At 63.8% G+C, this 26,900-nt stretch carries 26 protein-coding genes and 1 pseudogene; 14 read left to right on the top strand and 13 right to left on the bottom strand.

Going from position 1 to position 26,900, the window contains the following annotated elements:
• Window positions 1–25: 25 nt before the first annotated feature.
• Complete coding sequence (locus HAP47_RS15635) at window positions 26–3,106, top strand: efflux RND transporter permease subunit (protein ID WP_173637471.1); 3,081 nt, start codon at window positions 26–28, stop codon at window positions 3,104–3,106.
• Here the strand turns inward: HAP47_RS15635 and HAP47_RS15640 are convergent, their stop codons facing one another.
• A complete protein-coding gene (locus tag HAP47_RS15640; RefSeq protein WP_173637470.1) occupies window positions 3,107–4,291 on the bottom strand; it encodes an acyltransferase family protein in 1,185 nt (394 codons plus the stop codon).
• 186 nt (window positions 4,292–4,477) lie between these two features.
• On the opposite strand from HAP47_RS15640, the gene HAP47_RS15645 reads away from it, so the two are divergent.
• Entirely contained in the window at window positions 4,478–4,651 is a 174-nt protein-coding gene (locus tag HAP47_RS15645) for a DUF1328 domain-containing protein (RefSeq protein ID WP_021077845.1), read from the top strand.
• Between the two features lie 128 nt (window positions 4,652–4,779).
• Here the strand turns inward: HAP47_RS15645 and HAP47_RS15650 are convergent, their stop codons facing one another.
• Window positions 4,780–5,139: a DUF427 domain-containing protein gene (locus HAP47_RS15650; RefSeq protein ID WP_173637469.1), complete on the bottom strand. Its 360-nt coding sequence runs from the start codon at window positions 5,137–5,139 to the stop codon at window positions 4,780–4,782.
• Window positions 5,140–5,348: 209 nt separating this feature from the next.
• On the opposite strand from HAP47_RS15650, the gene HAP47_RS15655 reads away from it, so the two are divergent.
• Together HAP47_RS15655 and HAP47_RS15660 are read left to right on the top strand one after the other, a co-directional pair.
• Window positions 5,349–5,585, top strand: a complete 237-nt coding sequence (locus tag HAP47_RS15655; RefSeq protein WP_021077843.1) for a BolA family protein — start codon at window positions 5,349–5,351, stop codon at window positions 5,583–5,585.
• Window positions 5,586–5,615: 30 nt separating this feature from the next.
• On the top strand, window positions 5,616–6,797 hold the full coding sequence (locus HAP47_RS15660) for a low temperature requirement protein A (RefSeq protein ID WP_173637468.1): 1,182 nt from the start codon (window positions 5,616–5,618) through the stop codon (window positions 6,795–6,797).
• Window positions 6,798–6,920: 123 nt separating this feature from the next.
• Here the strand turns inward: HAP47_RS15660 and HAP47_RS15665 are convergent, their stop codons facing one another.
• The 3 genes from HAP47_RS15665 to egtB are packed head-to-tail and all read right to left on the bottom strand — an operon-like array spanning window position 6,921 to window position 9,499.
• Complete coding sequence (locus HAP47_RS15665; RefSeq protein ID WP_231168896.1) at window positions 6,921–7,199, bottom strand: DUF4345 family protein; 279 nt, start codon at window positions 7,197–7,199, stop codon at window positions 6,921–6,923.
• Window positions 7,200–7,223: 24 nt separating this feature from the next.
• Entirely contained in the window at window positions 7,224–8,192 is a 969-nt protein-coding gene (egtD, locus tag HAP47_RS15670; protein ID WP_173637467.1) for an L-histidine N(alpha)-methyltransferase, read from the bottom strand.
• Between the two features lie 53 nt (window positions 8,193–8,245).
• A complete protein-coding gene (gene egtB / locus HAP47_RS15675; RefSeq protein ID WP_173637466.1) occupies window positions 8,246–9,499 on the bottom strand; it encodes an ergothioneine biosynthesis protein EgtB in 1,254 nt (417 codons plus the stop codon).
• Between the two features lie 292 nt (window positions 9,500–9,791).
• On the opposite strand from egtB, the gene grxD reads away from it, so the two are divergent.
• The 4 genes from grxD to HAP47_RS15695 are packed head-to-tail and all read left to right on the top strand — an operon-like array spanning window position 9,792 to window position 13,272.
• A complete protein-coding gene (grxD, locus tag HAP47_RS15680; RefSeq protein WP_028336765.1) occupies window positions 9,792–10,124 on the top strand; it encodes a Grx4 family monothiol glutaredoxin in 333 nt (110 codons plus the stop codon).
• Window positions 10,121–10,672, top strand: a complete 552-nt coding sequence (locus tag HAP47_RS15685) for an O-acetyl-ADP-ribose deacetylase (RefSeq protein ID WP_173640481.1) — start codon at window positions 10,121–10,123, stop codon at window positions 10,670–10,672. The genes grxD and HAP47_RS15685 overlap by 4 nt, the downstream gene beginning before the upstream one ends.
• A 49-nt stretch (window positions 10,673–10,721) precedes the next feature.
• On the top strand, window positions 10,722–12,008 hold the full coding sequence (locus HAP47_RS15690) for a serine hydrolase domain-containing protein (protein ID WP_173637465.1): 1,287 nt from the start codon (window positions 10,722–10,724) through the stop codon (window positions 12,006–12,008).
• Window position 12,009: 1 nt separating this feature from the next.
• A complete protein-coding gene (locus HAP47_RS15695) occupies window positions 12,010–13,272 on the top strand; it encodes a serine hydrolase domain-containing protein (RefSeq protein WP_173637464.1) in 1,263 nt (420 codons plus the stop codon).
• A 121-nt stretch (window positions 13,273–13,393) separates the two neighbouring features.
• Here HAP47_RS15695 and HAP47_RS15700 read toward each other — a convergent pair whose 3' ends face one another.
• From HAP47_RS15700 to HAP47_RS15715, 4 genes are all read right to left on the bottom strand, one after another.
• Window positions 13,394–14,461, bottom strand: a complete 1,068-nt coding sequence (locus HAP47_RS15700) for a threonine aldolase family protein (RefSeq protein ID WP_173637463.1) — start codon at window positions 14,459–14,461, stop codon at window positions 13,394–13,396.
• A gap of 92 nt (window positions 14,462–14,553) precedes the next feature.
• Window positions 14,554–15,171: a 30S ribosomal protein S4 gene (gene rpsD / locus HAP47_RS15705; protein ID WP_092115295.1), complete on the bottom strand. Its 618-nt coding sequence runs from the start codon at window positions 15,169–15,171 to the stop codon at window positions 14,554–14,556.
• Window positions 15,172–15,440: 269 nt separating this feature from the next.
• Entirely contained in the window at window positions 15,441–15,629 is a 189-nt protein-coding gene (locus HAP47_RS15710; protein ID WP_173637462.1) for a hypothetical protein, read from the bottom strand.
• Window positions 15,626–15,727: a hypothetical protein gene (locus HAP47_RS15715; RefSeq protein WP_231168897.1), complete on the bottom strand. Its 102-nt coding sequence runs from the start codon at window positions 15,725–15,727 to the stop codon at window positions 15,626–15,628. Before HAP47_RS15715 ends, HAP47_RS15710 begins: the two co-directional genes overlap by 4 nt.
• A gap of 751 nt (window positions 15,728–16,478) precedes the next feature.
• Here HAP47_RS15715 and HAP47_RS15720 point away from each other — a divergent pair.
• From HAP47_RS15720 to HAP47_RS15730, 3 genes and pseudogenes are all read left to right on the top strand, one after another.
• Window positions 16,479–17,483 (top strand): formylglycine-generating enzyme family protein, encoded by a 1,005-nt coding sequence (locus tag HAP47_RS15720; protein WP_173637461.1) that lies wholly within the window; start codon window positions 16,479–16,481, stop codon window positions 17,481–17,483.
• A 15-nt stretch (window positions 17,484–17,498) separates the two neighbouring features.
• A complete protein-coding gene (locus tag HAP47_RS15725) occupies window positions 17,499–19,331 on the top strand; it encodes an arylsulfatase (protein WP_210285212.1) in 1,833 nt (610 codons plus the stop codon).
• A gap of 118 nt (window positions 19,332–19,449) precedes the next feature.
• Window positions 19,450–19,695: pseudogene (locus HAP47_RS15730) on the top strand (haloacid dehalogenase-like hydrolase); the annotation flags it as partial.
• Window positions 19,696–20,076: 381 nt separating this feature from the next.
• Here HAP47_RS15730 and HAP47_RS15735 read toward each other — a convergent pair.
• Window positions 20,077–21,435, bottom strand: coding sequence for an IS701 family transposase (locus HAP47_RS15735; RefSeq protein ID WP_173637460.1), 1,359 nt, complete (start codon window positions 21,433–21,435; stop codon window positions 20,077–20,079).
• Window positions 21,436–21,593: 158 nt separating this feature from the next.
• Here HAP47_RS15735 and HAP47_RS15740 point away from each other — a divergent pair, with 158 nt between their 5' ends.
• The gene (locus HAP47_RS15740) at window positions 21,594–22,697 is read left to right on the top strand and encodes an IS5 family transposase (RefSeq protein WP_173637459.1); all 1,104 of its coding nucleotides are present in this window, start codon (window positions 21,594–21,596) and stop codon (window positions 22,695–22,697) included.
• 145 nt (window positions 22,698–22,842) lie between these two features.
• On the top strand, window positions 22,843–22,977 hold the full coding sequence (locus HAP47_RS41315; protein ID WP_256459761.1) for a hypothetical protein: 135 nt from the start codon (window positions 22,843–22,845) through the stop codon (window positions 22,975–22,977).
• 7 nt (window positions 22,978–22,984) lie between these two features.
• Here the strand turns inward: HAP47_RS41315 and HAP47_RS15745 are convergent, their stop codons facing one another.
• Window positions 22,985–23,761 (bottom strand): HpcH/HpaI aldolase family protein, encoded by a 777-nt coding sequence (locus HAP47_RS15745; protein WP_173637458.1) that lies wholly within the window; start codon window positions 23,759–23,761, stop codon window positions 22,985–22,987.
• 60 nt (window positions 23,762–23,821) lie between these two features.
• The gene (murI, locus tag HAP47_RS15750) at window positions 23,822–24,619 is read right to left on the bottom strand and encodes a glutamate racemase (RefSeq protein WP_173637457.1); all 798 of its coding nucleotides are present in this window, start codon (window positions 24,617–24,619) and stop codon (window positions 23,822–23,824) included.
• 172 nt (window positions 24,620–24,791) lie between these two features.
• Between murI and HAP47_RS15755 the strand changes: the two genes are divergently transcribed.
• Window positions 24,792–25,358 carry a cytochrome b gene (locus HAP47_RS15755; RefSeq protein ID WP_173637456.1) on the top strand — a complete coding sequence of 189 codons (567 nt, stop codon included), beginning with the start codon at window positions 24,792–24,794 and terminating at the stop codon, window positions 25,356–25,358.
• A 186-nt stretch (window positions 25,359–25,544) separates the two neighbouring features.
• Here HAP47_RS15755 and HAP47_RS15760 read toward each other — a convergent pair whose 3' ends face one another.
• Entirely contained in the window at window positions 25,545–26,717 is a 1,173-nt protein-coding gene (locus HAP47_RS15760) for a M20 aminoacylase family protein (RefSeq protein WP_173637455.1), read from the bottom strand.
• Window positions 26,718–26,900 lie beyond the last annotated feature (183 nt).

The following is a 26,900-nucleotide window of genomic DNA, read 5'->3' on the forward strand; positions in this document are numbered from 1 at the left end:
CGGCAAGCGACCAGGGGCAGCCATCATGCATTTCACCGACATCTTCATCCGCCGGCCTATTCTTGCGACGGTCGTCAACCTGCTGATCCTCTTGATCGGCACCGCCGCGATGGTCTCGCTGCCGGTGCGGCAATATCCCAGCATGGAAAGCGCCACCATCCAGGTCGACGTGTCGTTCCCCGGCGCGACCCAGGACGTCATGCAGGGCTTCGTGACGTCGGTGATCGCGCAATCGATCGCGACCGCCAACGGCATCGAGTACATGACCTCGAACTCGACGCTGGGTCTCAGCCAGATCAAGGCCAAGCTGGTGCTCAACGCCAATGCCGACCGCGCCATGACCGAAGTGCTCGCCAAGGTGCAGCAGGTCAAATACCGCATGCCGGCCGGCGTGTTCGACCCTGTCATCACCAAGATCACCGACGGCGCGTCGGCGGTGCAGTACATCGCTTTCACAAGCGACACGCTCACGCCCGCGCAGATCACCGACTTCGCCACCCGCGTGGCGCAGCCGCTGTTGACCTCGGTGCCCGGCGTGGCCTCGGCCGACACATCGGGCGGATCGTCGCTGGCGATGCGGGTGTGGATCGATCCGTTCAAGCTGGCAGCGCGCGGCCTGACCGCGGCCGATATCGCCGCTGCGCTGCGCGCCAACAACGTGCAGGCGGCGCCCGGACGACTGCGCGGCGAGATGACGGTGACCAACATCACCGCGGCGACCGACCTGCGCAATCTCGACGATTTCCGCAAGATGGTGATCAAGACCGGTGCCGGCGGCGGCGGCCTGGTGCGGCTCGGCGACGTCGCGACGCTCGAGATCGGCGGTGAGAATTATGATTCCAACGCGCGCGACAGCGGCAAGCCCACCGTCTATATCGCGGTGCAGCCGACCCCCGACGGCAATCCGCTGGAGATCGTCGCCGCCACCGCCAAGGTGATCGAGGACCTCAACCGCGTGGCGCCGCCCGGATTGAACGTCGCCGACGTCTTCAACATCGTGCACTTCGTCAAGGCGTCGATATCGGAGGTGCAGCATGCGCTGGCCGAGGCAATCGCGATCGTCGTGGCGGTGATCCTGCTGTTCCTCGGATCGTTCCGCTCGGTGCTGATCCCGGTCGTCACGGTGCCGCTGTCGCTGGTCGGTACCGCCGCGATGATGCTGGCGCTCGGCTTCTCCATCAATTTGCTGACCCTGCTCGCGATGGTGCTGGCAATCGGGCTCGTAGTCGACGACGCCATCGTCGTCGTGGAAAATATCCATCGCCACATCGAGGAGGGCCTGAGCCCGGGCGACGCGGCACTGATCGGCGCGCGCGAGATCATCGGCCCCGTGATCGCGATGACGATCACGCTGACCGCGGTCTATGCGCCGATCGGCCTGATGGGCGGCCTGACCGGCAGCCTGTTCCGCGAATTCGCCCTCACGCTGGCAGGCTCGGTGGTGGTCTCGGGCGTCATCGCGCTGACCTTGTCGCCGATGATGAGCGCGCAGCTGCTGGGCGCGGCGACCTCGCACGGACGGTTTGCCCGCTTCGTCGAGCATCAGTTCTCGAAGCTGTCGCGCGGCTACAGCCGGCTATTGACCGCGACGCTCAAGATGCGCGCCGCGGTGCTCGTGGTCGCGGTCAGCGTGCTGGGGGCGATCGTGGTGCTGTTTCTCGGCAGCCAGCGCGAGCTCGCGCCGTCGGAGGATCAGGGCTATGTGTTCACCGTGCTCAGGGCACCGCAATATGCCAGCGTCGACTACACCACGCGCTACACCGACCAGGTCGAGCAGCTGTTTCGCTCGTTCCCGGAGTATCACGCCAGTTGGGTCATCAACGGCACCGACGGCCAAAACCATGCTTTCGGCGGCATCACGCTGACCGATTGGGACAAGCGCGAGCGCTCCGCCAACGACATCCAGAACCAGCTCTACGGCATGTCCTATGGCGTGCTCGGCGCCAGCGTGACGCCGTTCCAGCCGGCCGCATTGCCGGCCGCGACCGGCGGTCTGCCGTTCCAGATGGTCGTGCGCTCGGCCGGCGATTTCGCAACCATCTATCAGGAGGTCGAGACGCTGAAGCAGGCCGCCTGGAAGAGCGGGCTGTTCGTCTTCGTCGACAGCGATCTGGCGTTCGACAGTCCGACCGCGCGGATCACCATCGATCATGCCAAGGCAGCCGAGGCCGGCGTCAGCATGCAGACCATCGCAGACACGCTCGCGGTGCTGGTCGGCGAGAACTATGTCAACCGCTTCAACTTCTTCGAGCGCTCCTACGAGGTGATCCCGCAGGTGCGCCAGGCCGACCGGGTCACGCCGGAAAATCTCGGAAACTTCAATGTCCGTTCGAGCTCGGGGCAGATGTTCCCGCTGTCGACGGTGATCAAGGTCAACGTCAAGCCCGAGCCGAACCGGCTGCCGCAGTTCAACCAGATGAATGCGGCGACGATCTCGGCGGTGCTCAAGCCCGGCGTCACCATGGGGCAGGCGGTGGCGTTCATGCAGGCGCAAAAGCTGTCGCCGGGCATGACCGTCGACTGGCTGTCGGACAGCCGGCAATATGTCCAGGAAGGCAACCGCCTGATCGTCACCTTCGGCATGGCGCTGATCGTGATCTTCCTGGTGCTGGCGGCGCAGTTCGAGAGCTTCCGCGACCCGCTGGTCATCATGGTCACGGTGCCGCTCGCGGTCTGCGGCGCGCTGCTGCCGCTGTATTTCGGCTTCACCACGCTGAACATCTATACCCAGATCGGCCTCGTCACCCTGATCGGGCTGATCTCCAAGCACGGCATCCTGATGGTGAGTTTCGCCAACGAGATCCAGCATAACGAAGGGCTCGACCGCGTCGCCGCGATCCAGAAGGCCGCCGCGGTGCGCATGCGGCCGGTGCTGATGACGACGGCCGCGATGGTCGCGGGCCTTGCGCCGCTGCTCTATGCCGACGGCGCCGGTGCGGCCAGCCGCTTTGCCATCGGCATCGTCGTGGTGATGGGGGTGCTGATCGGCACGCTGTTCACGCTGTTCGTGCTGCCGACCTTCTACATCCTGATCGCCCGCGATCATCGCGCCGCGGCCGCACCGCGTCTCGAACGCGTGGCGGCGCGGGGCGAGATCGCTGCGTAGTTACAGCACGTATTTGGCGCCCGGCAGCTTGCGCAGCACGGCTGTGACGGCCCAGCTCAGTGCCACGGCGGCGAAGAACGCGATCGCGGCCTTGGCGATCGCCGGCAATTCCATATCGAACAGCCAGTATTGCAGCCACAGTACGATCGGATAGTGCACCAGGAACATGCCGTAGGCGTCGCCCTGCATGCGGTCGAGCAGTGTCGGTCCCTGCGCCTTCGATTGCAGGAAGTAGGCCAGGATCGCGAACAGGATCGAGGCGCTGAACAGCACGTAAAAGGTGCCGTAGGACGCGAGATACCAGCCCGGCAGCGGGTCGGGGTTACCGATGATCTCGCGCTTGATGTAGATCATCACCCACATCAAGCAGTAGGGGATCACCGTGATGCCGGTCCAGAACCAGCGCCGCTCGGTCAGCCGTCCGTGCGCGCTGAGCAGGCCGCCCTCGAAGTTTGCCGCTCCGATTCCTGCACCGATGAAGAAGTAGGACGCATACAGCAGCACCCGGCTCGCCTGCACCGAGAACGGTCCGAGCTCGAACCAGTAGTTCTGTCCGTAATGGACCAGCATCGGCAAATAGGCGGCGGCACTGACGACCACGATGAACAGCCAGAACTTCGAGGGACGTTCAAATCCCTTGATCGACAGACGGTTGATCGGCTCGAGCAGGCGCGATGACACCCGGTACAGCACGCTCGCCGTCACGTCGAAGGTCATCAAGACCCAGACGAACCAGATCGGGCCGCTCGGCCAGGGCCCGAAAATCATGGTCTTCCACCAGTATTCGGAGAACGTCAGGTCCGGCGTCTCGCGCAGCGCGATCGCGTAATAGGCGATCGGAATCACTGTGAACGCGCAGATCACAAAGGGCAGGCCGAGCCGCAGCAGCCGGTCGCGCAGGAAGATCAGCCACGGCTTGTGGCCGAGCCCGGGCCAGACGAACAGCCCCGACAGGAAGAAGAACATCGCCATGAAGAAGCTGTCGGTGGCGAGCACCACGCAGTCGAAGCCGATCCAGGACGTCGGGTCGGTGTGGCCGAAATGGGTGTAGGGGATCACCGCGTGGTGCAGCAGCACGACCAGCGTCAGGAAGGTGCGTGCACGGTCCAGGGCGACGTTGCGCTTGTGGAGCTTCGGTGCTGCCTGGACGTCGACGGCCGGAGCCGCGTGAGCAATTGATTTCATGGTGCCCCCAGCCGGGTCTGCCCCCGGATGTTGCAATCGGGAACCCGATTCAGCAAGGCCCAATCGTGCCGATTCCGAGGTGTCGAGGTCGGTCATTTCAGCGATCTGTTTCGTTCTGGAACCGGGGTCGGTGGCGGGCGTTGTCGGGTGGACGCGCTGAGCGCGCGCGGTTTTGTGGAGCAAGCAATGACACTGCTGAAATGGGCGTTGGTCTTCCTTGTCGTCTCGATCATCGCGGGCCTGCTCGGCTTCACCGGCATTTCCGCCGCCTCCGCCGACATCGCGCGCTTCCTGTTCTACGTGTTCGTCGTGATCTTCCTGGTACTGCTGATCCTCGGGCTCACGATATTCAGGGTCTAGCGGCGATCCGGCCGAACCCTCCCGTCGTCATGCCCGGGCCTCGCCCGGGCATTTCCGCTTTTTCAGGCTGGGTGGACACACGCCGAACCGGCCGGGCGAGGCCCGGCGCTTGCGGCAGGCGCGACGGTCTAGGCGACTTCCTCGATCTTCACCTTGTCCGGATAGAAGGCGAGGTGGCCGGCGATCTCGGTCATGGCCGGAAAGGGCGCCTCATAGGTCCAGATCGCATTGTCCAGCGTCTTGCCATTGGCCTTGATGCTGAAATAGCTCGCGTCCCCCTTATAGGGGCAATGCGTGGTCCGCTCGGTGCGGGTCAACAGCTCCATGTTGGCGTCCCGCCGGGGGACGTATTGCACGGCCGGATAGCTCGCTTCCTTCAAGGTCAGCGCATGGGTGGTCTCGGCGATGACGATGCCGTCGGCGGTGACGCGGACACGCTTGGCATTGGGCGTGATCGTGATCGGATGGTCGGGGCCGGGGAGCTTCATGATTCTGCGCCTCTTCTGGTCATTTCGGCGTGATGGCTTGTGACCGATTGATGCAGGTTTAATTCGCTGGGAATGGGAATATAGTGTGCCTCAGGATGACCTAGAAGACCTCAAGCGGTAGGTTTTGTCTGAGGTTTATCTTAGGTTTCGTCTTAGTTTTCCTGGCCGAATCGGCCCTGATTCGAATGACCTGACGGAGGTGGACTGGGATGCCGATGGACGCCCGTGATATCGAATCGATGATCAAGGCAGCGATCCCCGATGCCGAGGTGACGATCCGTGATCTGGCCGGCGACGGCGACCACTACGCGGCCACTGTCGTTTCCGAGTCATTCCGCGGCAAGTCCCGCGTTCAGCAGCACCAGATCGTCTACCAGTCGCTGAAGGGGCAGATGGGCGGCGTGCTGCACGCGCTGGCCCTGCAGACCGGCGTGCCGGAAGGCTAGTCCCCGGCAACCGGGCGGGGGCCCCAAGCGATGGCAGATAATCCGCGCGGCGCGATGTTTCGCGTCATCGTGCCGAACCAGCACAGCCGCGTCACCAATGCCGAGCTGTTCTTCGACCTCGTCTTCGTCTTCGCCGTCACGCAGCTGTCGCACACGCTACTGCACCACTTCACCCCGCTGGGCGCGGTTCAGGTTACGGTGCTGTTCCTCGCAGTGTGGTGGGTATGGGTCTACACCACCTGGGTCACCAACTGGCTTAATCCCGACCTGACGCCGGTCCGCCTGCTGCTGTTCGTCCTGATGCTGGGCGGGCTGCTGCTGTCGACCTCGATCCCGACCGCCTTCGAGGGCCGCGGGCTGTGGTTTGCCGGGACCTATGCGGCGATGCAGGTCGGCCGTACCGCGTTCTGGCTGCTGGCGACGCCGCGGCTCCGGACCGCGGTGCGCCACAACGCGATCCGCATCCTGACCTGGCTGTCCTGCTCGGCCGTGCTCTGGATTCTCGGCGGCTTCGCCGAGCACGAGACGCGGATGTGGCTCTGGATCGCGGCGCTGGCCATCGAGTACGTCGCGCCGGCTCTGCGGTTCTGGACTCCTGGGCTCGGCTTCTCCTCGATGGAGGCCTGGTCGGTCGAGGGCGGCCACATGGCCGAGCGCTGCGCCGGCTTCATCATCATTGCGCTCGGCGAGGCGATCGTGGTCGACGGCGCGACCTTTGCCGAGCTGACCTGGACGCCGGAGAATGTCGCCGCGTTCATCTCGGCGCTGGTCGGCAGCATCGCGATGTGGTGGATCTATTTCAACAAGGGCGCCGAGGCCGGCGCCGACATGATCTCCAAGTCCGAGGAATCCGGCCGCGTGGCGCGGATCGCCTACACCTATCTGCACATGCCGATCGTCGGCGGCATCATCCTCACCGCGGTCGCCGACGAACTGGTCCTGAAGCATCCCAGCGGCCATTCCGACCTGAAGACCATCGTGAGCTCGGTCGGCGGCCCCGCGCTGTTCCTGGTCGGAACCATCCTGTTCAAATACGTGATCCGCAACTTCCTGCAGCTCTCGCACGGCATAGGCATCGTGGCACTTGCGATCACGGCCTATTTCGCCCGCGAGATGTCACCGCTGGTGCTTTCGATCGTCACCACCGCGATCATGATCGTGGTCGCCGCGTGGGAATCGATCTCGCTGCGGTCGACCGGGGAGGAAGAATAGCGGGTCGCTACCTGCGGCCGGCGGTGGCCACGCGGTGCTGCCAGTAGACGAACAGCGGGGCGCCGATTACCTCGAGCGCAGTGAAGCCCACGAAGGGCAGCGGCGGGAGGCCACCATCGCCATCTACAGCAGCCTGCCGATGCCGCCGAGGAAGATGCCGCCCCAGACCACGCGGAACAGCACGCTCTCGGTTTCGATGCGCGGCACCAGCCAGAGCAGAGCAAGGCCGAGACCGAGCCAGACCCCGCCGAAGAAGCGCAGATTGCTGTCGAGCACCGGCAGCGCCGGAACGCCCGACGAGGCGTAGAGCGGGTCGCTCACGCCGAGCATGCTGATGATGCCGGTCAGGATCGGGACGAGGGCGAGCACCATTGTTGCGATCTGCAGCGCACGCCGGCCCATGACCGAGCCCCGTCCGGTTTGGTCTTAGTCCGCGACCAGCGCGTGCACCGAGAACATGGTGTTGGCGTCGGTCCAGCTGTCGCGCACTGTCCAGCTCGCGCTGCGGGCGAGCGCGGTGAATCGCTCGAGCGAGTATTTGTAGCTGTTCTCGGTGTGAATGCTCTCGCCCGGACGGAACGCGAAGGTGTTGCCGAGGATGCGCACGGTCTGCGCCTTGCGGCTGATCAGGTGCATCTCGATGCGATGGCGGTCGCGGTTGTAGATCGAGCGGTGCGTGAAGCCCGACACGTCGAAATTGCCGCCGAGCTCGCGGTTGATCCGAACCAGCACATTAAGGTTGAAGCGGGCGGTGACGCCGGCTGCGTCGTTATAGGCGTCGTACAGCACGCGCTCGTCCTTCTCGAGGTCGACGCCGATGATCATCTGCGCGCCGTGGCCGAGGATCTTGCGCGCACTGCGCAGGAAGGCCAAGGCCTCGCTTGGCTCGAAATTGCCGAGCGTCGAGCCCGGGAAGAAGCCGACCTTCGGCATGTCAGTGACCGCATCGGGCAGTGCGAACGGCGTGGTGAAATCGGCCGCGACCGGATAGATGCCAAGACCCGGAAAATCCCGGCGCAGGCCATCGGCCTGGGCCTTGAGGAAATCGCCGGAGATATCGACCGGCACATAGGCGGCGAATTCGCAGTGCTCGAGCAAGAGGCGCACCTTGGTGGTCGCGCCGGCGCCGAACTCGACCAGCGCCGCGCCCTCGGGGATGATCGCAGCGATTTCGTGGCCGCGATCGCGCAGGATGCCGAGCTCGGTGCGCGTCGGATAATATTCCGGCAGCACCGTGATCTGCTCGAACAGCTCCGAGCCGGTGGCGTCGTAGAAATATTTCGGCGACAGCCGTTTCGGGTGACGGGCGAGATCGCCGATCACATCGCCGGCAAACGCCGATGTCGCTTCGTCGAACGGATACGCTTTGGCCAAAGTGGCGGCATGCACATTCATGATACTCTCCCGAACGCGCTTACCGACGCGTTATCGATGTCGACAGGACTCAATCAGGCATAGTCGGCGAGGCGTAACCCCGTGAATTGCCAGCGATGGTGCGGATAGAAGAAGTTGCGATAGGTGACACGGCTGTGACCGGCCGGCGTCGCCAGCGACGAGCCGCGCAGCACGAGCTGGTTGACCATGAACTTGCCGTTGTACTCGCCGAGCGCGCCTTCGATCGCGCGGTAGCCCGGGTAGGGCGAATAGGCGCTGCGGGTCCATTGCCAGACGATGCCGTAGGCGTCGTTGAGCAGGCCGGCGCGGGCCGCGACCTCCCATTCCATCTCGGTCGGCAGATGCTTGCCGGCCCAGCGGGCGAAAGCGTCGGCTTCGTAGTAGCTGACGTGGCAAACGGGAGCCTGCGGATCGATCGGCTGCAAACCGCCGAGCGTCATGATCTTCCATTCGCCGTCGATCTCGCGCCAGTGGCCCGGCGCCTGCCAGCCCTCGTTGCTCACGGTGCCGAAGCCGTCCATCAGCCACAGCGTGGCGGTGGAGTAGCCGCCGTCCTTCATGAAGGCGAGCCAGTCGGCATTGGTGACGAGGTTCTTGGCGAGCCTGACCGGGCCGACCAGCGCGCGATGCGCGGGCTTCTCATTGTCGAAATGGAAGCTGTCGTCGGCGTGGCCGACGGTGTGGATGCCCTCGTTGAGCGTCACCCATTCCTCAGGCCCGAGCTGCGATGCCGGGAAGCGCCACGCCGGATCGTAGGCCGGCGGGATCGGGTTCTGTGCGAAGGCATGCAGGATGTCGGTGTACATCAGCTCCTGATGCTGCTGCTCGTGATTGAGCCCGACCTCGACCAGCGGCACCAGCGCCGCGAGCTTGTCCGTCGGGGCGCTCTCGAAGAATTTCACCACCTCGGCGTCGACATGGCGGCGGTAGGCGGTGACTTCGTCGGCGGTCGGGCGGGTCAGATGGCCGCGCTGGTGGCGGGCATGGCGGGGGCCGGCGCTGACGTAATAGGAATTGAACAGATAGGCGTAGTGCGGGTGGAACGGCGTGTAGCCCTTGACGTGCTCGCCGAGCAGAAACTGCTCGAAGAACCAGGTCGTGTGGGCGCGGTGCCACTTCGTGGGGCTCGCATCCGGCATCGACTGGATCAGCTGGTCTTCCGCCGACAGCGGCGCGGCCCGGCGCTCGGTCTCGTCGCGGACCGCGCGATAGGCGTCCACCAGCCGCTGCGCGAGCGAACCGGATTCGGAGGACAATGACGGGGAGGTGCCGGGAATGGCGGCCGCGGCAGAGGCTGGTTTCGTCAACGATGGTCTCCGATTCAAGGGGAGAACGTTGCTTCGGTAAACTGGTTCCAGACGGACAGTTCGTCCTAGATAGGGGCTCCGTTACGGGAAAAAAGCCTCCCCCATGATGATATTGGGGCCGTCAGATAATCCTGGCCCTTTTTGCGGCGCCGTCCGGCCCAGGCCGCATGCCAGATTTCCGCCATTTTGCTTTGGATGCACAATGGTTTGAGCTACATATATAGCCAGTCACGGGTTAGAAGGGTGGGCCGGCCCGCAAGGCTTGAGAGCGCCGCCCCCGAAGGAAGCGAAAATGAGCATCGAGCAATTCATCGACAACGAAGTGAAGTCGAACGACGTCGTGCTGTTCATGAAGGGCACGCCGCAATTCCCGCAGTGCGGGTTTTCCGGTCAGGTCGTGCAAATCCTCGACCACATCGGTGTCGGCTACAAGGGCCTCAACGTTCTGGAATCGGCCGAGCTGCGCGACGGCATCAAGGTTTATTCGAACTGGCCGACGATTCCGCAGCTCTATGTGAAGGGCGAGTTCGTCGGCGGTTGCGACATCATCCGCGAGATGTTCCAGGCCGGTGAATTGCAGCAGTTGTTTGCCGACAAGGGCATCCCGGTGGACGTGGCTGCCTGACCTTGACGGCGCGCCAGATCGGCAAGGCGCGGCTCGAAGTCATCGTTACCGACATCACGACCCTGCGCGTTGACGCCATCGTCAACGCGGCCAATTCGTCGCTGCTTGGGGGCGGTGGCGTCGACGGCGCGATCCACCGCGCCGCGGGCCCCGAATTGCGTGCGGAATGCCGCACGCTGCACGGCTGCAAGGCGGGCGATGCCAAGATCACCGGGGGCTACCGGCTCCCTGCCAAACATGTGATCCATGCCGTCGGGCCGATCTGGCATGGCGGCACCCAAAACGAGGATGCGCTGCTCGCATCCTGCTATCGGCGAGGCATCGAGTTGTGCCACGCTAACGGGCTCGGCTCCGTCGCATTTCCCGCCATCTCGACCGGCGTCTATCATTTCCCGCCGGACCGCGCCGCCGCTATTGCGGTCAAGGCCGTCGTCGACGCCCTGGCAGCCGCACCCGGCGTCACGCAGGCGATCTTCTGCTGCTTCTCGGCGCAAGGCGGCGAGCTCCATCGGAAGGTCCTGGATAGCCTCGGTAGCCCTTGTGCCTGATGATACCGCCGCTACACTTCCCCGTGATTTCCGGGAAGGGATTGATCAAATGCATTCACTTCGTTTGACGTGCGCCGCCGCAGCCGGCGCGGTGTTGCTGGCGGCATCGTTGGCTTACGCGCACACCGAGGGCACCTACGAGATTCCGGCGGGCGCGCATTTCAACCCCGACAAGCTCGCCAAGATCAGCGAGTTCTTCAAGAACGAGGTCGCGACCGGAAAGATTCCCGGCGCCATCGTCCTGATCCAGCAGCACGGCAAGCCGGTGTATCACGAGGCCTTCGGCGTGCAGGACGTGGTCAGCAAGGCGCCGATCACCGACAAGACCATCTTCCGGCTGGCTTCGATGTCCAAGTCGATCACCGCCGTGGTGTCGATGCAACTGCTGGAAGAGGGCAAATACAAGCTCGACGATCCCGTCTCGAAATACATTCCTTCCTTTGCCAATGTGAAGGTCGGCGTCGAGAAGAAGGCCGAGGACGGCACCAAGACGCTCGAACTGGTGCCGCCGCAGCGCCCGATCACGATCCTCGATTTGATGACGCATACGTCGGGCATCACCTACGGCTTCTATGGCGACAGCCTGGTCCGCAAGGCCTACAAGGAAGCCAATATTTATGCCGGCGATTTCGATCTTGCCGAATTCGCCGAGCGGATCGCCAAGCTGCCGCTGCACAACCAGCCCGGCGCGCTCTGGCAATACGGCCATTCCACCGACATTCTGGCGCGCGTGATGGAGGTAACCACCGGCGAGAAGCTCTCAACGATCGAGCACGAAAGGCTGCTCGACCCACTCGGGATGAAGGACACCGGCTTCTTCGTCACCGATCCCGAGAAGCAGAAGCTGATGGCGGAACCGATGCCGAACGACAGCGACTTCCGGGTCGGCCGGGTGAACGATCCGACCAAGGTCAAGAAATGGGAGTCCGCCAGCGGCGGCATGGTCTCGACCATGGCGGATTACGCGCGCTTCGCGCAAATGCTCCTCAACGGGGGCACTCTCGACGGCAAGACCATCATGAAGCCCGAGACATTCAAGGAACTGACGACCGACCGCGTCGGCCCGGGCTCCGGCGTCGAGCGCGACTTTTTCTACTTCCCCGGCGACGGCTTCGGCTTCGGGCTTGGCATCGCGGTGCGTACCGATCCGGGCACTGCGAAGCCGCCACCGCCCGGCGATCTCGGTGAACTGAAGTGGGACGGAGCAAGCGGCTGCTATTACGTGATTGACCGCAAGCAGGACATGTTCTTCATCCTGCTGGAGCAAACACCGAGCCAGCGCCAGCCCATCCAGCGGATGCTGAAGCAACTCGTCTATGAAGCCATGGAAAACTGATATGCGCGAGTGCCGCGCACTCGTCGCGGCACTCGTGCTCGCGTCCGCTGCTACGATTGCGCAGGCCGGCTCCGCGGGGCCGGCCGCGCAGAGCTTTTCTCCGGAAGGCTTCGCCAAGGTCTCCGACTATGTCAGGAACGAGGTCGCGACCGGGAAGATTCCCGGCGCGATCCTGCTGCTGCAGCAGCACGGCAAGCCGGTCTATTACGAGAATTTCGGGGTTCGCGACGTCGCAACCGAACTCTCGATGAGCGCGGATACCATCTTCCGCCTCTATTCGATGTCGAAGCCGATCACGTCAGTCATCGCGATGATGCTGGTGGAGGAAGGCAAGCTTGCGCTCAGCGATCCGGTGTCGAAATACATCCCGGCCTTTGCCGACATGAAGGTCGGCGTCGAAAAGCGCGGCGATGAGGGCAACGCGACGATGACGCTGGAGCCGCTCAAGCGTCCAGTGACGATCGAAGACCTGATGCGGCACACGGCAGGACTGCCCTACGGCTATTATGGCGGCGGTGTCGTGAACAAGACCTACGCCGATGCCGGCCTGTTCAACAACGATCCCGACAATGCCGAATTCGTGGCGCGGCTCACCGCGCTGCCGCTCGCCGAGCAACCCGGCACGCAATGGGATTATGGCTATTCCACCGACGTGCTCGGCCGCGTCATCGAGGTAATCTCGGGGAAACCCCTGTTCCAGGTCGAGAAGGAGCGGCTGCTCGGCCCGCTCGGGATGAACGAGACCGCATTCTATGTTGCCGACCGGGCGAAATGGCCGCTGATCGCCGAGCCGATGCCGAAGGATCGCAGGATCAGCCCGGTGGCCGAGGTTCGCGACCCGCGCCAGCCGCTGCGACGGGAATCCGGCGGCGGCGGCATGGTCGGCACCGTCGGCGACTATGCACGCTTCTCGCAGATGCTGTTGAACGGCGGCAGCTATGGGGGGAAGCGCTATCTGAAACCGGAAACCATCGCGCTGATGGCGTCAGATCACATCGGTCCCGAAACCGGTGCCGTGCGCGACAAGAACTATTATCCGGGGCCGAACTCCGGCTTCGGCCTCGGCTTCGCGGTCCGCACCTCGGTGCCGCCGAACACCGCATGGCCGCTCGGCGAATATCGCTGGGACGGCGTCGGGGGCACGTTCTTCTTCATCGATCCCGCCGACGATCTGTTCGGGATCTTCATGGTGCAGACGCCGTCACAGCGCGGCCGGATCCAGCAGAAGCTGAAGACGCTGATCTATCAGGCGATGGGGCGCTAAGGCACGATCCGGAAAAGTGCGAAGCGGTTTTCCGAAAAGATCATGCTAAAACAAGAATCTAAAGCGCGATGACGATTCAACCTGATCTCATCGCGCTTTAGACGCTCATCGGGCTACGTAGCTACGCCCCGCGCACGATATCCCTGACGTGACCGACCGCTTCCTCGATCATCGCGGCCGTGACGTCGAGATGCGTGCAGGCCCTGATCCGGCCGTCCATCATCGCGAGCGTCACCCCGCGCTTGCGCAACTCGCTGACCATCTTGTCGCCGGAGACGCCGGCGCCGTCCGGCTTGAAAAAGACGAGGTTGGTCTCGGGCGCCTGCACGGCGATGCCGTTGATCTGCGCCAGCCCGCGCGCCAGCGCCCGCGCATTGGCATGGTCGTCGGCGAGGCGATCGACATGGCGATCGAGCGCGTAGATGCAGGCGGCGGCACAGACGCCGGACTGCCGCATCGAGCCGCCGAGCCGCTGCTTCCAGCGCCAGACGTCGTCGATGAAGGCGCGGGTGCCGGCGATCACGCCGCCGATCGGCGCGCCCAGGCCCTTGGAGAAATCGATCCAGGCGGAATCCCATCCCGCCGTCATGTCGCGCGGCGAGATGCCGGAGGCGACCGTCGCGTTCAGGAGCCGCGCACCGTCCATGTGGGTCACAAGACCGTGCTCCTTGGCGATGCGCACGACCTCGTCCAGCGCGGTCTTCTTCCAGATCGTGCCGCCGCCGATATTGGCGGTCTGCTCGACGCTGACGAGCACCTGCGGCGGCTGGTAGCGGGTGCGCGGATGCAGCGCGGCGCGAAAGGTCTCCGGCGTGAACTGGCCGTCATCGCCCGGCAGCTGCGTGATCTGGAAGCCGCCGAGCGCGGCATGCGCGCCGCCCTCGCGGGCGATGATATGCGCGGTCGCGTGCGCCAGGATCTCGTCGCCGGGGCGGCAATAGGCCAGCGTCGCCGCGACGTTGCACATCGTGCCCGACGGCATGAAGACGGCGGCTTCCTTGCCGAGCATATCGGCGACGCGGGCGCAGAGCTCATTGGTGGTCGGATCGTCACCGACCTGCTCGTCGCCGACCTCCGCCCTTGCCATCGCCTCGCGCATCGCCGGCGTCGGCTTGGTTTGGGTGTCCGACAACAGGTTGATGCGGACGGCGGGCGCCTTGGGATCGGGCCGGGCAGGGGTGTAGTGCATGATGTTTCTCTCGGTCGACGTGCCGCGACTGTAGCCAAACAAAAAGGCCCCGGCAAAACCGGGGCCTTTCGGATCTCGCAATGCTGCTGTGATCAGCGCGAATAGAATTCGACGATCAGATGCGGCTCCATCTGCACCGGGAACGGCACGTCGCCGAGCGCCGGGATGCGGACGAACTTCGCGGTCATCTTGCCATGATCGACTTCGAGGAAGTCGGGCAGGTCGCGCTCGGGCAGCTGGGCGGCCTCCAGCACCGGGGTCAGCTGCTTGGAGGCTTCCTTGACCTCGATGGTGTCGCCGACCTTCAGCTTGTAGCTGCCGATGTTGACCTTGCGGCCGTTCACCTTGACGTGGCCATGGTTGATGAACTGGCGCGCGGCGAACATCGTGGCGACGAACTTGGCGCGATAGACCACGGTGTCGAGACGGCGCTCGAGCAGGCCGATCAGGTTCTCGCCGGTGTCGCCCTTCAGGCGGCTGGCCTCGACATAGATGCCGTGGAACTGGCGCTCGGAAATGTTGGCGTAGTAGCCCTTGAGCTTCTGCTTGGCGCGGAGCTGCACGCCGAAGTCGGAGAGCTTGCCCTTGCGGCGCTGGCCGTGCTGGCCGGGGCCGTACTCGCGGCGGTTCACGGGGCTCTTCGGGCGGCCCCAGATATTCTGGCCCATGCGGCGATCGATCTTGTACTTCGCCTCACTGCGCTTTGTCATCGCGTCCTCTTTGATAGCCGTCGCACGAAGCGCCCGGCGTTTTGTCAGTTTCAGGTTTGAGGAGACGCGCCCTCCTGTGTACCGGCCAAAAGGCCCGTACCGACAGGTCCGCCTCGAAAGCTCGGGGAGAACCACGGGTCGCGAAACGCATCGCGGGCCGAAACCGGCCCGCGAGCAGGGTGGTCATAAGGAGAAAGTCCGGTCCTGTCAAACAAAACGGGGGGGCGATTTGGACCGAATCGGCGTCAAAATGGGCCCCCTTTCGCGGCTCAAAGCCGGGTCCCGGCGGCCCGGACCGGCCGAGCGTCGGCTTGCGGCCGGATCGCGCCCAATTCGGCGGCGATTGCGCCGCCGAGCACCTGCTCGAGCCGGGCCAGGGTCTGGACGATCAGGGCGGCGTCACAGACCAAATGGTCCCAGCGCAGCACCACGTCGACGGTGTGGTCCGGCTTGATCACGCCATACCCGCACCTTCCGGGATCTGGCAGGAATGGCCTGCCTTAAGCTTCAACGGCAGCTTGCCGTCGATCACAAGTTCCAGCTCGTCTTCGAGCACATAGCGGGTTTCAGCACCGGGATGGCTGTGACGACCCGAACCACCGGATGGAACCTCGGCAGTCGCCGTGACCGTGTGTCGTATCTGGGATCAAGGCAAGCCCAATGCGAAGCAAGTCGGCGTCTGCGGCAAATCCCCCGTTCGAAACTGCGTGAGATTGACCGAGGCGCTTGTAGTCGGTGCACCGAGCGCCGTGCGACATCGTGCCTCGCTTGGCTGGATTCGAACGGCTAGCTCGTAGGTCGGATTTTGCAAACGCGCAGTTTTCCGCTTGTTTTCTCGAAAAACAAATCTGACGACAGCATCGGATTGATGGAATTGGGACATCTTCCGTTAAGGCTGCACGCCTTGGGTTGCGATCGGCACAAATTGCACATCACACGCAAGGCGAGTTGCGCTAATGTTTGATCTCAAAGCGAAACAGCTCGCGACAACGTCCGGTCGGGACGGGGCACGCGCCGCGGGAGCGGATGCGCTCGTCCAGATGGCGAAGAGGAGAGAAAGGGAAGAAGGCCTGACGCAATCAACGCTGCCGAAAAGTGCAGCGTCAAAAAATAGAAGGGCGCGACGATGCAATCGAGCACGACGTTCGATCACCAGGAACCCAAGCCCGTGATCCACAAGGCTTCGATCTCCAAGGCTGCCATCTTCAGCAGCATTTTCCGCGGAGCGCCCATCGGAGTCATCGCCCCATCGAGAACGCAGCGTTTCTGGGACTATTGCCCACAGTAGCACGAACAGGTGCATCGCCATGTCCCGGGCAGAGATCGCCTCCGCTGAACCCGAGCCGAACGACCGCATGCAGACCGACGACATGGTCTGGATTCCCAGCGGCACCTTCCGCATGGGCTCGGACCATCATTATCCCGAGGAGGCGCCGGCGCATCGGGCCTCGGTCGATGGCTTTTGGATCGACCGCACGCCGGTGACCAACGCCCAGTTCCGCGAATTCGTGCAGGAGACCGGCCACATCACGGTTGCCGAGCGGCCGCCCGATCCCGCGCAATATCCGGGTGCGCTGCCGCATATGCTGTACGCCGGCTCGCTGGTGTTTTCACCGCCGCGCCGGGTCCACACCCTGCGCGACTGGAGCCAATGGTGGACATTCCTGCGCGGCGCGAACTGGCGTCGTCCCTACGGGGCGCGCAGCAACATCAACGTGCTCAGCAGCCATCCCGTCGTCCACATCGCATATGCCGATGCGCTCGCTTACGCCAAATGGGCCGGCAAGCAGCTTCCGACCGAAGCCGAGTGGGAGTTCGCGGCGCGCGGCGGGCTCGAGGAGGAGGAATATGCCTGGGGCAATGCCCTGACGCCCGGCGGCAAGCACATGGCCAACACCTGGCAGGGCAATTTTCCGCTGCAGAATCTCTGCGAGGACGGCTTTGACCGAACCTCGCCGGTGACTGCGTTTCCGCCGAACGGTTACGGCATCCATGACATGATCGGCAATGTCTGGGAGTGGACCGCCGACTGGTGGTCGGCCCGCCATGAGGCCGACGTTGCAAAGCCTTGCTGCATCCCGCAGAATCCGCGCGGCGGCCGCGAGGACGCGAGCTACGACGCCTGCCAACCGAATATCAGGATTCCGCGCAAGGTGCTGAAGGGCGGCTCGCATCTCTGCGCGCCGAACTATTGCCGCCGTTATCGCCCCGCCGCGCGTCATGCCGAGCCGGTCGATACATCGACCAGCCATGTGGGATTTCGCTGCGTGAAGAGGACGCCCGCGGCGCAACCAAGTTCATCGTCCTCATAGTGCACAGGAGCCGAAATGCCCGACGACACTAGAGACCAGGGGCGCCATCAAGCGTCATCGAACGAGATCGAAGACCGCACGCTGAACCGTCGCAACATCTTGCTGGGGTCGTCGGCCCTGGTGGCTGCGGCGACGATGACGTCGAGCGCGCTCGCGCAGGCCCAAAAGGGCGCGCCTGCGACCCCCGCCCCAGCCGGCACCTCCGGCCGCAAGCCGAACATCCTGGTGATCTGGGGCGACGATGTCGGCGTCGCGAACATCAGCGCCTATTCGAATGGCCTGATGGGTTACGAGACCCCCAACATCGACCGTATCGGGCGTGAGGGAATCAAATTCCTGCACTATTACGGCGAGCAGTCATGCACCGCCGGTCGCGCGGCGTTCTTGACGGGCCAGCACGGCATCCGCAGCGGTCTGACCAAGGTGGGATTTCCCGGCGCCCCGATGGGCATGAGTCAGCTCGATCCATCAATCGGGGGCCTGCTCAAGAATCTCGGCTACGGGACCGGGCAGTTCGGCAAGAATCATGTCGGCGATCGCAACGAGTCGCTGCCGACTGTGAACGGGTTCGACGAATTCTTCGGCAATCTCTACCACCTCAACGCCGAGGAGGAGCCGGAGCTGCCGGATTATCCGAAAGACCCGAGCTATCTTGCCAAGTTCGGCCCACGAGGTGTCTTGAAGTGCAAGGCGACCGATCGCGACGATCCCACAGTCGATCCGCGCTTCGGCAAGATCGGCAAGCAGACCATTGAGGACACCGGGGCACTCACCAAGAAGCGCATGGAGACGGTTGACGACGAGACCTCGGCCGCCGCCATCGACTACATGAAGCGGCAGCAGGGCGCGGGCAAACCGTTTTTCTGCTGGTTCAACGCGACCCGGATGCACCTGCGAACCCACGTGCGCGCCGAACATCGTGGCCGCTACACCCACGGAGATAGCGAGTATATCGACGGCATGATGGAGCACGACGACACCGTCGGTGCCTTGCTCAAGGCTCTCGACGACATGGGCATCGCGGACAACACCATCGTCGTCTACTCCAGCGACAACGGCCCCCACATGAACTCGTGGCCGGATGGCGCCATGACCTGGTTCCGATCCGAGAAGAACACCAACTGGGAGGGCGCCTTCCGCGTCCCATGTCTGGTGCGATGGCCCGGCGTCATTAAGCCAGGCACAGTCACCAACGAACTGATGAGCCACAACGACTGGATTCCAACGCTGTGCTCTGCCGCGGGTGAACCTGATATCGTAAATAAGCTCAAGGCCGGCTACACCGCGAACGGCATCAATTACAAGGTCCACCTAGACGGCTTCGACCAGACCACGTTCCTGCGTACCGTCAGCGGCACAGCCGGCAATAACAACGGCACCAAGAGCGCCCGCGACAAGTTCTTCTACTCCGACGACGACGGACTGCTGGTGGCACTGCGCAAGGGTGACTACAAGTATGTCTACGCCGAGCAGCGGCTGCCCGGGACGCTCGGCGTGTGGGCGGAGCCCTTTACCAAGCTTCGCCTCCAGAAAATATTCAATCTGTTGCAGGATCCGTTCGAACGGGCCGACATCACCTCGAACACGTTCTGGGACTGGCAACTCAACCATGTCGGGCAGGTCTATGGCGCGATGGACGACGTCGGCGCCTTCGTGTTGACGTTCAGGGAGTTTCCGCCGCGCTCGTTCCCGCCGAGTTTCGTGCCGGCCACGATCCTTGAAGAGCAACTGGACGACATCAAGGACAACCGGGCCAAGGCCGGACAACGCGCCCAGAGCATCGACAAGATACGATCCGGCATCAACCAGATGATCGACCAGCAGCTCCAGCAGCGTGGCTTGAAATAGCTGGTACCTCCTACGCGCCGGCCCGCCCGCTCCGTTGCGGGCCGGTGTGATCTTCGCGTTTGGTGTGAGGTTGGGCTTGTTTGCTTTTGTCGCATCTGCTGTTCGACGCGGGCTGCTGATCGCTTTCATCGTGGTCAACTGCGTCGCGTTCGCTTGTGCTGCCGCTGTTGCCCAGACCGATCCGCGGCCGTCGTGGAATGACGGCGCTGCGAAGAAGGCGATCACCGGTTTCGTCGCACGCGTGACGACGCAGGGCGGGGTGGACTCCGTGCCACCCGCCGAGCGTATCGCGACCTTCGATAACGACGGCACGCTGTGGACCGAGCAACCGTTCTATTTCCAGCTCGCCTTCGCCGCCAACCGGGGCGTCTTCGACCGAATCGTTCGCGGCTGGGCCGACGCCAACGACCACGTGCTGCGCAACGGCAAGGCCGTGGCCGATACATTGCGGAAGAACCACTATCCACAGGCGTCGATCGCCGACATCGAGGAAGCGCTATCAGCGCAGAAGATGTTTTCGTCGCGCGAGTGGAAGCGGCTCTATGCCGACGGCACCGTGGCCCGATGGCTGCACCAGGTCAGCGATTTCTTCGTGGCTGAGGCGCCGCTCACAACCGCAACGCCGGCCACGCAATATTTCGATCCGAGCCTTTATCTGACGACGCTCTAGTCTTACTGCGTCACAAATCATGACGGCGCATCGACCTGGATTTGGACTGCGCAGCACGGACATCTACGTAGCCGGCTAACCAATGCGCTGGTAAGGCGCCGCCGCATGGTAGCGATCGAATTCGGAATATGACGCTCGGTTCTGAGCGGTAGCGCCCCGCGGCTTTTGATTTTTGGGAAGCGCAAATTCTTTGACGAACGCGGGCCGACGAGGTCGTGAGGGGGGAATCGTCTCCCTTTCGGAGATCAGGAAGCCGTAGGCGGCGATGCATAACGTGGCGTGGTGATGGAAGCCGCGCCAACCACGCCCTTCATAATGCCCCAGGCCGACCTCCTGCTTGAGCTCTTGGTAGTCGCGTTCGATGCGCCATCTGAGCTTGGCGAAGTTGACCAGGGCGCGGAAGGAGATGTTTTCAGGCAGTGTCGAGAACCAGTATTTGGTCGGCTCCGCCTCGCCGTCAGGCCATTCGATCAACAGCCATTCCTCCGCACGGGGCTCGCTCAGCCAGTAATCGCGATTAGCGGGACGGACCCGAACGCGTGCAAAGCGCGAGGTCAGCCAATCAGCACTGCCTTCGCGCCATCTGACATTGCGCCAGGCCGTTCTCGGCAGCGCGAGCGCCTTGACTGAGCAGGGCTTATTTTTGTCGTCGCGCCGGATCAGCTTTGGCGGCCGCCCATTCCCAGACCATCGCTTTGGTGGCAGCGGTCTCGTGCCTGGTGGCCAGACAGAGGTGTGCGGCAAGATACCGGCAACATAGCGCAACCCCAGTGCCGTCACTTCCCCGCGCAGCGCGGTATCGGCCCCATATCCCGCATCCATCAGCACAACACCGCGTGCAATGCCCGCTGCACACGCCGACCGGATCTGCTCCAGCGCGATCTCAGGCTTGGTCTTGAAGGTGACATCCTTTGGTACGCCCGCCTTCTCTCGGCGATCCTCATCCTCGGCCCAACTTTCCGGCAGGTACAAACGGTAGGCGATCGGCAAACTCGCATGATGATTGGCAATCGATAGCGAGACCGCCACTTGGCAATTGTCCTGCTTACCAAGCTGACCGCAGTATTGCCGTGCCACGCCAACCGAATGCCGCCCTTTCTTGGGAAAGCCAGTATCATCGATGATCCAGGCCTCGATCGGACCGTGTCGCTCGATCTTGGGCTGGACCATCTCTCGCACCTTGCTCAAGACCTTCTCGTCCGACCATCCGCCCGCGCCGACGAAATGCAATAATGATTGATGCTGGGCCGCCGTTCGCTCCGGGGCTGTTATCGCCGCCATCGGCTCGACGCTTTTGCGATCCCCGGGCAGCATCAGGCCAACACAGTAGTCCCTCAGCGGTCTCGTCCGATCCGCGTGCCCGATCACGCTCGCCAAACCCTCGACATAGGCCGTAAATCGCGATTCACCCTGGTTACCGCTTCGGCTACCCATTCCAGCTCCCCCTCGCGTGAGTCCCTCGGGTAGCCGATTCGTCGTCAAAAACGTCCGCGACTTTCTGACTCAGTAAGACTAGCAGGCTGTTGAAGAAGTCGCTGGCGAAGCGGTTTAGATCGTGATTCCCTAGGATCTGGGCGTGGCGGGGGATTGCGATGCGGGGAAGCGACGAGCGGTCTGGCGCGCTATTCAGTTATATTGACCTGGAGGCTCGGGTTCGCGCCGACCACCCGCTACGGGTGATCAGGGAGCTGGCGAATGCTGCGCTGGGCGATCTGTCAGGCGAGTTCGGCAAGCTCTATACGGACTTCGGCCGGCCCTCGATTGCGCCAGAGAAGTTGCTTCGGGCGATGCTGCTGCAGGCGTTCTATGGGGTTCGCTCGGAGCGGCATCTGATGGAACGAATGGAGTTCGATCTTCTGTTCCGCTGGTTTGTCGGACTTGGGGTCGACGATGCGGTTTGGGACCATTCAACCTTCTCGAAGAACCGGGATCGGCTGCTTGAAGGCGAGATTGCGGCCAAGTTCTTAAACGCGCTTTTGGCGCAGCCGAAGGTGAAGCGTTTGCTGTCAAGCGATCACTTCTCAGTGGACGGCACGCTGATTGAAGCCTGGGCTTCGATCAAAAGCTTCCGGAGGAAGGGCGGCAGCGACAAGGACCATGACGGTCCGGGACGCAATGCCGAGCGTAGCTTCCACAAGGAGAAGCGATCCAACGAGACCCATGAGAGTACGACCGATCCCGAGGCCCGGCTCTACAGGAAGGGCGACGGCCAGCCGGCCAAGCTCTGCTACATGGGCCATGCGTTGATGGAGAATCGCAACGGTTTGGCGATTTTAGGCGGGGTGAGCCAAGCGACTGGCACAGCCGAACGGGAGGCCGCGCTCGCTATGATCGACGGGCGTGGATCCGCGAAGCGGATTACTCTCGGAGCGGACAAAGCCTACGATGTCACCCAGTTCGTGTGCGACCTGAGAGAGCGGTCAGTCACTCCGCATATCGCGATCGACGGACATCTGAGCAAGACCGGCAAGCCACGCAAGACGGCGGTCGACGCCCGCACCACGCGTCACGCCGGCTATGACATCAGCCAGCGCTGCCGCAAACGCATCGAAGAAGTATTCGGCTGGATCAAGAGTTCCGCCGGTCTCGCCAAAATCAAGCTGCGCGGCCGTGCGCGTGTGGACGCCGCCTTCACACTTGCGCTGGCAGCTTATAACCTCATTCGCCTGCCCAAGCTTCTGACGGCGCCGGCATGAGCATCCGGGGTCGATGGCGCGTCGTCGAGACCCCGGGCCACGCACGAGATCGGCGGCGAATTCGCCTTCGATTGCCTCACGGGCTCCATCCACGGCTCCTTGCGACAGCGATGCCGTCCAGTTCAGTTGGGAAGGAAACGACGAAATGGAGCCAGCCGGCGGTGATGGCTGGGCCGAACTGCAGGATAACCGATCGCTCGAAGGTGAAATCTGCCTCGTCAACGGCGACGACATCCCATTCATCGCACGTCGTTCCGACATTTCTTCAACAGCCTGCTAGCGCCTTCCTACCGCTTGATCCCTGCGAACGCGGCGGCAATGCCGCGCTGGAACAGCGACCAGTCGAACCCGAGCGCAAGTGCGAGGTAACCCCGATCGATCATCGCATTGGCCTGCTCTGCGGTGCGCGCGACGCCGCTGATCGGCACGCCGCTCTTCATGATGCCTTCTTCGGCGCGCTGCATCAGCGCGACCACTTCGGGGTCGTCAGGCAGGCCGCGCTTGTTGATCGAGGTGGCGAGATCGCCGGGCCCGATCACCGCGAGGTCGATGCCTGGTGTCGCCATGATCTCGTCGATCCGGTTCACGGCATCGACATGCTCGATCGTGATCATGCAGATCATGTCGTCGTCGGCGGTCGCCATGTAGTCGTTCATCGAGACGCCCCAGCGGAACGGCGCATGGAACGGCCCCCAGAGCCGGTCGCCCTTCGGCGGATAGCGCACGCTGCGCGCGGCCTTCTCGGCGTCGCCGCGGTTGCAGATCATCGGAAAGTTGATGCCGAGCGCGCCGATGTCCATCGGCGCCTTGGCGAGGTGCGGCTCGTTGGCGGCGATCCGCACCATCGGCACGCACGGCGTCCCTGACGTGGCCACGATCATCGCATGCGCGGTGCTGAGATCAATCGGGCCATGCTCGAGATCGACGATGATCCAGTCCAGCGACTGCGCCATGATCTGCACGGTCTGGATGCTCGGAATGGTCGCGATCGCGCCGAAGGTCGGGCGCTTGTCACGCCACGTCTTGCGCAGGCGGTTGAGCGGCGTCAGCGGTGCTGAGGTCAATGCAGTGCTCCCTCGATGAGGCGAAGGGAAGCTAGCAGCACATGGTGACGGCGAAAAGGATCAGGCCGGAACGCGGCCGCCGAAGAACGGCGTCAGCGCCTCTGTCAGCGCATGTGGGCGCTTCGAGGTGAAGATCATCTCGGCACCGGCCTCGTCGCTTTCGGCGCCGGCAGGACCGAGCAAATCGGCGACGCGGCGGGCGATCGCGGGCGCCGGATCGATCCAGTCGACCGGCCAGGGCGCGAGCCTGGTCAGGCGTTCCAGCAGCAGCGGATAGTGGGTGCAGGCGAGCACGACGGTATCGGTGCGGACGGGGTCATTGGCGCCATCGCCGACGAAGCAGGGCGCGAGCTCGGCCGCGATGTCCTCGTCGCGCACGCTCCCGCCGCTGAGCGCGGCTTCCGCCAGCGAGGCCAGCTCGCCGGAGCCGACCAGAGTCACCTCGCAGCCCTGCGCGAAATCCGAGATCAGCTTGCGGGTATATTCGCGCTTCACGGTGCCTCTGGTGCCGAGCACCGAGACGCGCCTGGTTTTCGACGAGGCGCAGGCCGGCTTGATCGCCGGCACCGTGCCGACGAAGGGCAGGCGGTAGGCGTCGCGCAAATGCGACATCACCAGGGTGGATGCCGTGTTGCAGGCGATCACGACGAGGTCGGGCGCATGGGCCTCGATCAGCTCGCCGACCAGCGGCACCACCCGGGCGATGATCTCGTCCTCGGTGTGGTGGCCATAGGGGAAGAAAGCGTCGTCGGCGACATAGACATAGTGCGCGTCGGGCCGGGCGCGGACGATCTCGCGTAGCACGGTGAGGCCGCCGAGGCCGGAATCGAAGACGAGGATGGTCGGGGGAGTGGACACGGTGACAAGTCTATCCGAGGCAGGGTTACCATTCAGTTGTTTTGGCTAGCCAGCCTCTGCGGCCGACAAAAGGCGGTGGAGGCGGGAATTTCATATGGCCTTGGCCGATCCCTGCAAGTATCACGGCAAACTATTGCTGCGACGTGCGAAATCCAAACGGGGCAACTCGACCATGATCCGCAATACGACCGCGAGCTGGGGCTCGCTCGCCCGTGCGTTCCACTGGGTGCTGGGCATCACCATCATCGGCATGCTGGCCTATGGCTGGTGGATGAACCACTTCCCGGCACGGGCGGACAAGTTCTTCTACCGGTCGATCCATGCCGATATCGGCTATCTGGTGCTGCTGCTCACCGTGCTGCGGCTGCTCTGGCGCGGCGTCAATCCGACGCCGGCGCCGCTGGCCGACATGCCCGCCTGGCAGCGGATCGCCGCCCGCGTCAACCATGGCGCGCTCTATGCCGTCACCATCCTGGTCGCGATCCTGGGCTGGGCGCATTCCGGATCCCGCGACCAGGACTATTCGAGCTTCTTCGGCCTGTTCCACGTTCCCCAGATCACCTCGCCCGACAAGGCGGCGGCGGATGCCTTCGAGCATCGCCACATCTTCTTCGCCTATGTGCTGCTCGGGCTGATCGTGCTGCACCTCGCCGCGGTCGCCTTCCATCATTTCGTCAACCGCGACCGCGTCGCCGCGCGGATGATCGGCGGCGCCGGCGAGGTCGACGGCGCTCGTTAGGTTCACGCGCTCAGGGCGAGCGGACAATCGCCGAGTCACGCGCCAAGTCACGCGCCAAATCATGGCATCTCTACCGGCGGCGGCATTCACTGCATGACGCAACGGCAGCCGCGCTCGTGAAAACGATGACGCCGGCGCGAATTGATCGCGACCGGCGTCATGTTCGTCAACGGCCCGTGGCCGGTGCTAACCCGCCGGCATCTGCTTCTCGACCAGCCGCACCCAGTAGGACGCGCCGTGGCCGAGGATGTTGTCGTTGAACTTGTAGGCCGGGTGGTGGCACATCGGGCCGTCGCCCATGCCGAGGAAGACGAACGCGCCGGGGCGCGCTTCCAGCATGAACGCGAAATCCTCGGCGCCCATGACCGGCACCAGATTGTCGTTGACGCGGTCGGCGCCGGCCACATCGCGGGCGACCTCGGCGGCGATGCCGGCCTCACGCGCATGGTTCAGCGTCACCGGATACATGCGCCCATAGTCCGTCTCCGCCGATCCGCCATAGGCTTTGGCGATGTTGGAAGCAACCTCGCAGATCCGGCGCTCGACCAGATCACGCACCCCGGGATCCAGCGTGCGCACGGTGCCGCCCAGCGTGACGGTCTCCGGGATCACGTTGAACGCGCTGCCGGCCTCGAACATGGTGATCGAGATCACAGCCGATTTCAGCGGATCGACATTGCGCGACACGATCGATTGCAGCGCATTGATGATCTGGGCGCCGATCAGCACGCTGTCGACCGCCTCGTGCGGGGCCGCACCGGCGTGGCCGCCCTTGCCGTGCACGACGATCTTCAAGGTGTCCGACGAGGCGAGCATCGGGCCCGGCGTGGTCGCGAAATAGCCCTCGGGCAGGCCGGGCATGTTGTGCAGGCCATAGACCTCCTGGATGCCCCAGCGGGTCATCAGCCCGTCGTCGACCATCGCCTTGCCGCCGGCGCCGCCTTCCTCGGCGGGCTGGAAGATCACGACCGCGGTGCCGTCGAAATTGCGGGTCTCGGTGAGGTATTTCGCGGCGCCCAAGAGCATCGCGGTGTGGCCGTCATGGCCGCAGGCGTGCATCTTGCCGGGGACCTTCGAGGCGTAGGCGACGCCCGAGGCCTCGGCGATCGGCAGCGCGTCCATGTCGGCGCGCAGCCCGATGGTCTTGCCCGATCCGGACTTGCGGCCGCGGATCACGCCGACCACGCCGGTGCGCCCGATCCCGGTCACCACCTCGTCGCAGCCGAACTCGCGCAGTCTGTCGGCGACGATGCCGGCGGTGCGGTGCACCTCGTAGAGCAGTTCGGGATTCTCGTGGAAGTCATGGCGCCAGGCGGCCATTTCATCCGAGAGGGCGGCAACGCGATTGACGATGGGCATGGGGACGTCCGTTTCTTGTGAGCTTTGTAGGGCGGGCAGCGTAACCTAACCCGCCGACTTGTCACGCGAAAGCAACCGTCATTCCGGTGCGGCCAAAGGGCGAACCCCAATTCGCAATTGCGAATTGTGGAATCTCGAGATTCCGGGTTCGATGCTTCGCATCGCCCCGGAATGACGGAGGAA

The organism is Bradyrhizobium sp. 41S5 (assembly GCF_011516665.3).
Classification (GTDB): Bacteria; Pseudomonadota; Alphaproteobacteria; order Rhizobiales; family Xanthobacteraceae; genus Bradyrhizobium; species Bradyrhizobium quebecense.

Coding starts and splice junctions, on each gene's coding strand:
- HAP47_RS15635 (WP_173637471.1), top strand. CDS start 26: ATGCATTTCACCGACATCTTCATCCGCCGGCCTATTCTTGCGACGGTC.
- HAP47_RS15640 (WP_173637470.1), bottom strand. CDS start 4,291: ATGAAATCAATTGCTCACGCGGCTCCGGCCGTCGACGTCCAGGCAGCA.
- HAP47_RS15645 (WP_021077845.1), top strand. CDS start 4,478: ATGACACTGCTGAAATGGGCGTTGGTCTTCCTTGTCGTCTCGATCATC.
- HAP47_RS15650 (WP_173637469.1), bottom strand. CDS start 5,139: ATGAAGCTCCCCGGCCCCGACCATCCGATCACGATCACGCCCAATGCC.
- HAP47_RS15655 (WP_021077843.1), top strand. CDS start 5,349: ATGCCGATGGACGCCCGTGATATCGAATCGATGATCAAGGCAGCGATC.
- HAP47_RS15660 (WP_173637468.1), top strand. CDS start 5,616: ATGGCAGATAATCCGCGCGGCGCGATGTTTCGCGTCATCGTGCCGAAC.
- HAP47_RS15665 (WP_231168896.1), bottom strand. CDS start 7,199: ATGGGCCGGCGTGCGCTGCAGATCGCAACAATGGTGCTCGCCCTCGTC.
- egtD (WP_173637467.1), bottom strand. CDS start 8,192: ATGAATGTGCATGCCGCCACTTTGGCCAAAGCGTATCCGTTCGACGAA.
- grxD (WP_028336765.1), top strand. CDS start 9,792: ATGAGCATCGAGCAATTCATCGACAACGAAGTGAAGTCGAACGACGTC.
- HAP47_RS15690 (WP_173637465.1), top strand. CDS start 10,722: ATGCATTCACTTCGTTTGACGTGCGCCGCCGCAGCCGGCGCGGTGTTG.
- HAP47_RS15695 (WP_173637464.1), top strand. CDS start 12,010: ATGCGCGAGTGCCGCGCACTCGTCGCGGCACTCGTGCTCGCGTCCGCT.
- HAP47_RS15700 (WP_173637463.1), bottom strand. CDS start 14,461: ATGCACTACACCCCTGCCCGGCCCGATCCCAAGGCGCCCGCCGTCCGC.
- rpsD (WP_092115295.1), bottom strand. CDS start 15,171: ATGACAAAGCGCAGTGAGGCGAAGTACAAGATCGATCGCCGCATGGGC.
- HAP47_RS15720 (WP_173637461.1), top strand. CDS start 16,479: ATGTCCCGGGCAGAGATCGCCTCCGCTGAACCCGAGCCGAACGACCGC.
- HAP47_RS15725 (WP_210285212.1), top strand. CDS start 17,499: ATGCCCGACGACACTAGAGACCAGGGGCGCCATCAAGCGTCATCGAAC.
- HAP47_RS15735 (WP_173637460.1), bottom strand. CDS start 21,435: ATGGGTAGCCGAAGCGGTAACCAGGGTGAATCGCGATTTACGGCCTAT.
- HAP47_RS15740 (WP_173637459.1), top strand. CDS start 21,594: ATGCGGGGAAGCGACGAGCGGTCTGGCGCGCTATTCAGTTATATTGAC.
- HAP47_RS41315 (WP_256459761.1), top strand. CDS start 22,843: ATGGAGCCAGCCGGCGGTGATGGCTGGGCCGAACTGCAGGATAACCGA.
- HAP47_RS15755 (WP_173637456.1), top strand. CDS start 24,792: ATGATCCGCAATACGACCGCGAGCTGGGGCTCGCTCGCCCGTGCGTTC.
- HAP47_RS15760 (WP_173637455.1), bottom strand. CDS start 26,717: ATGCCCATCGTCAATCGCGTTGCCGCCCTCTCGGATGAAATGGCCGCC.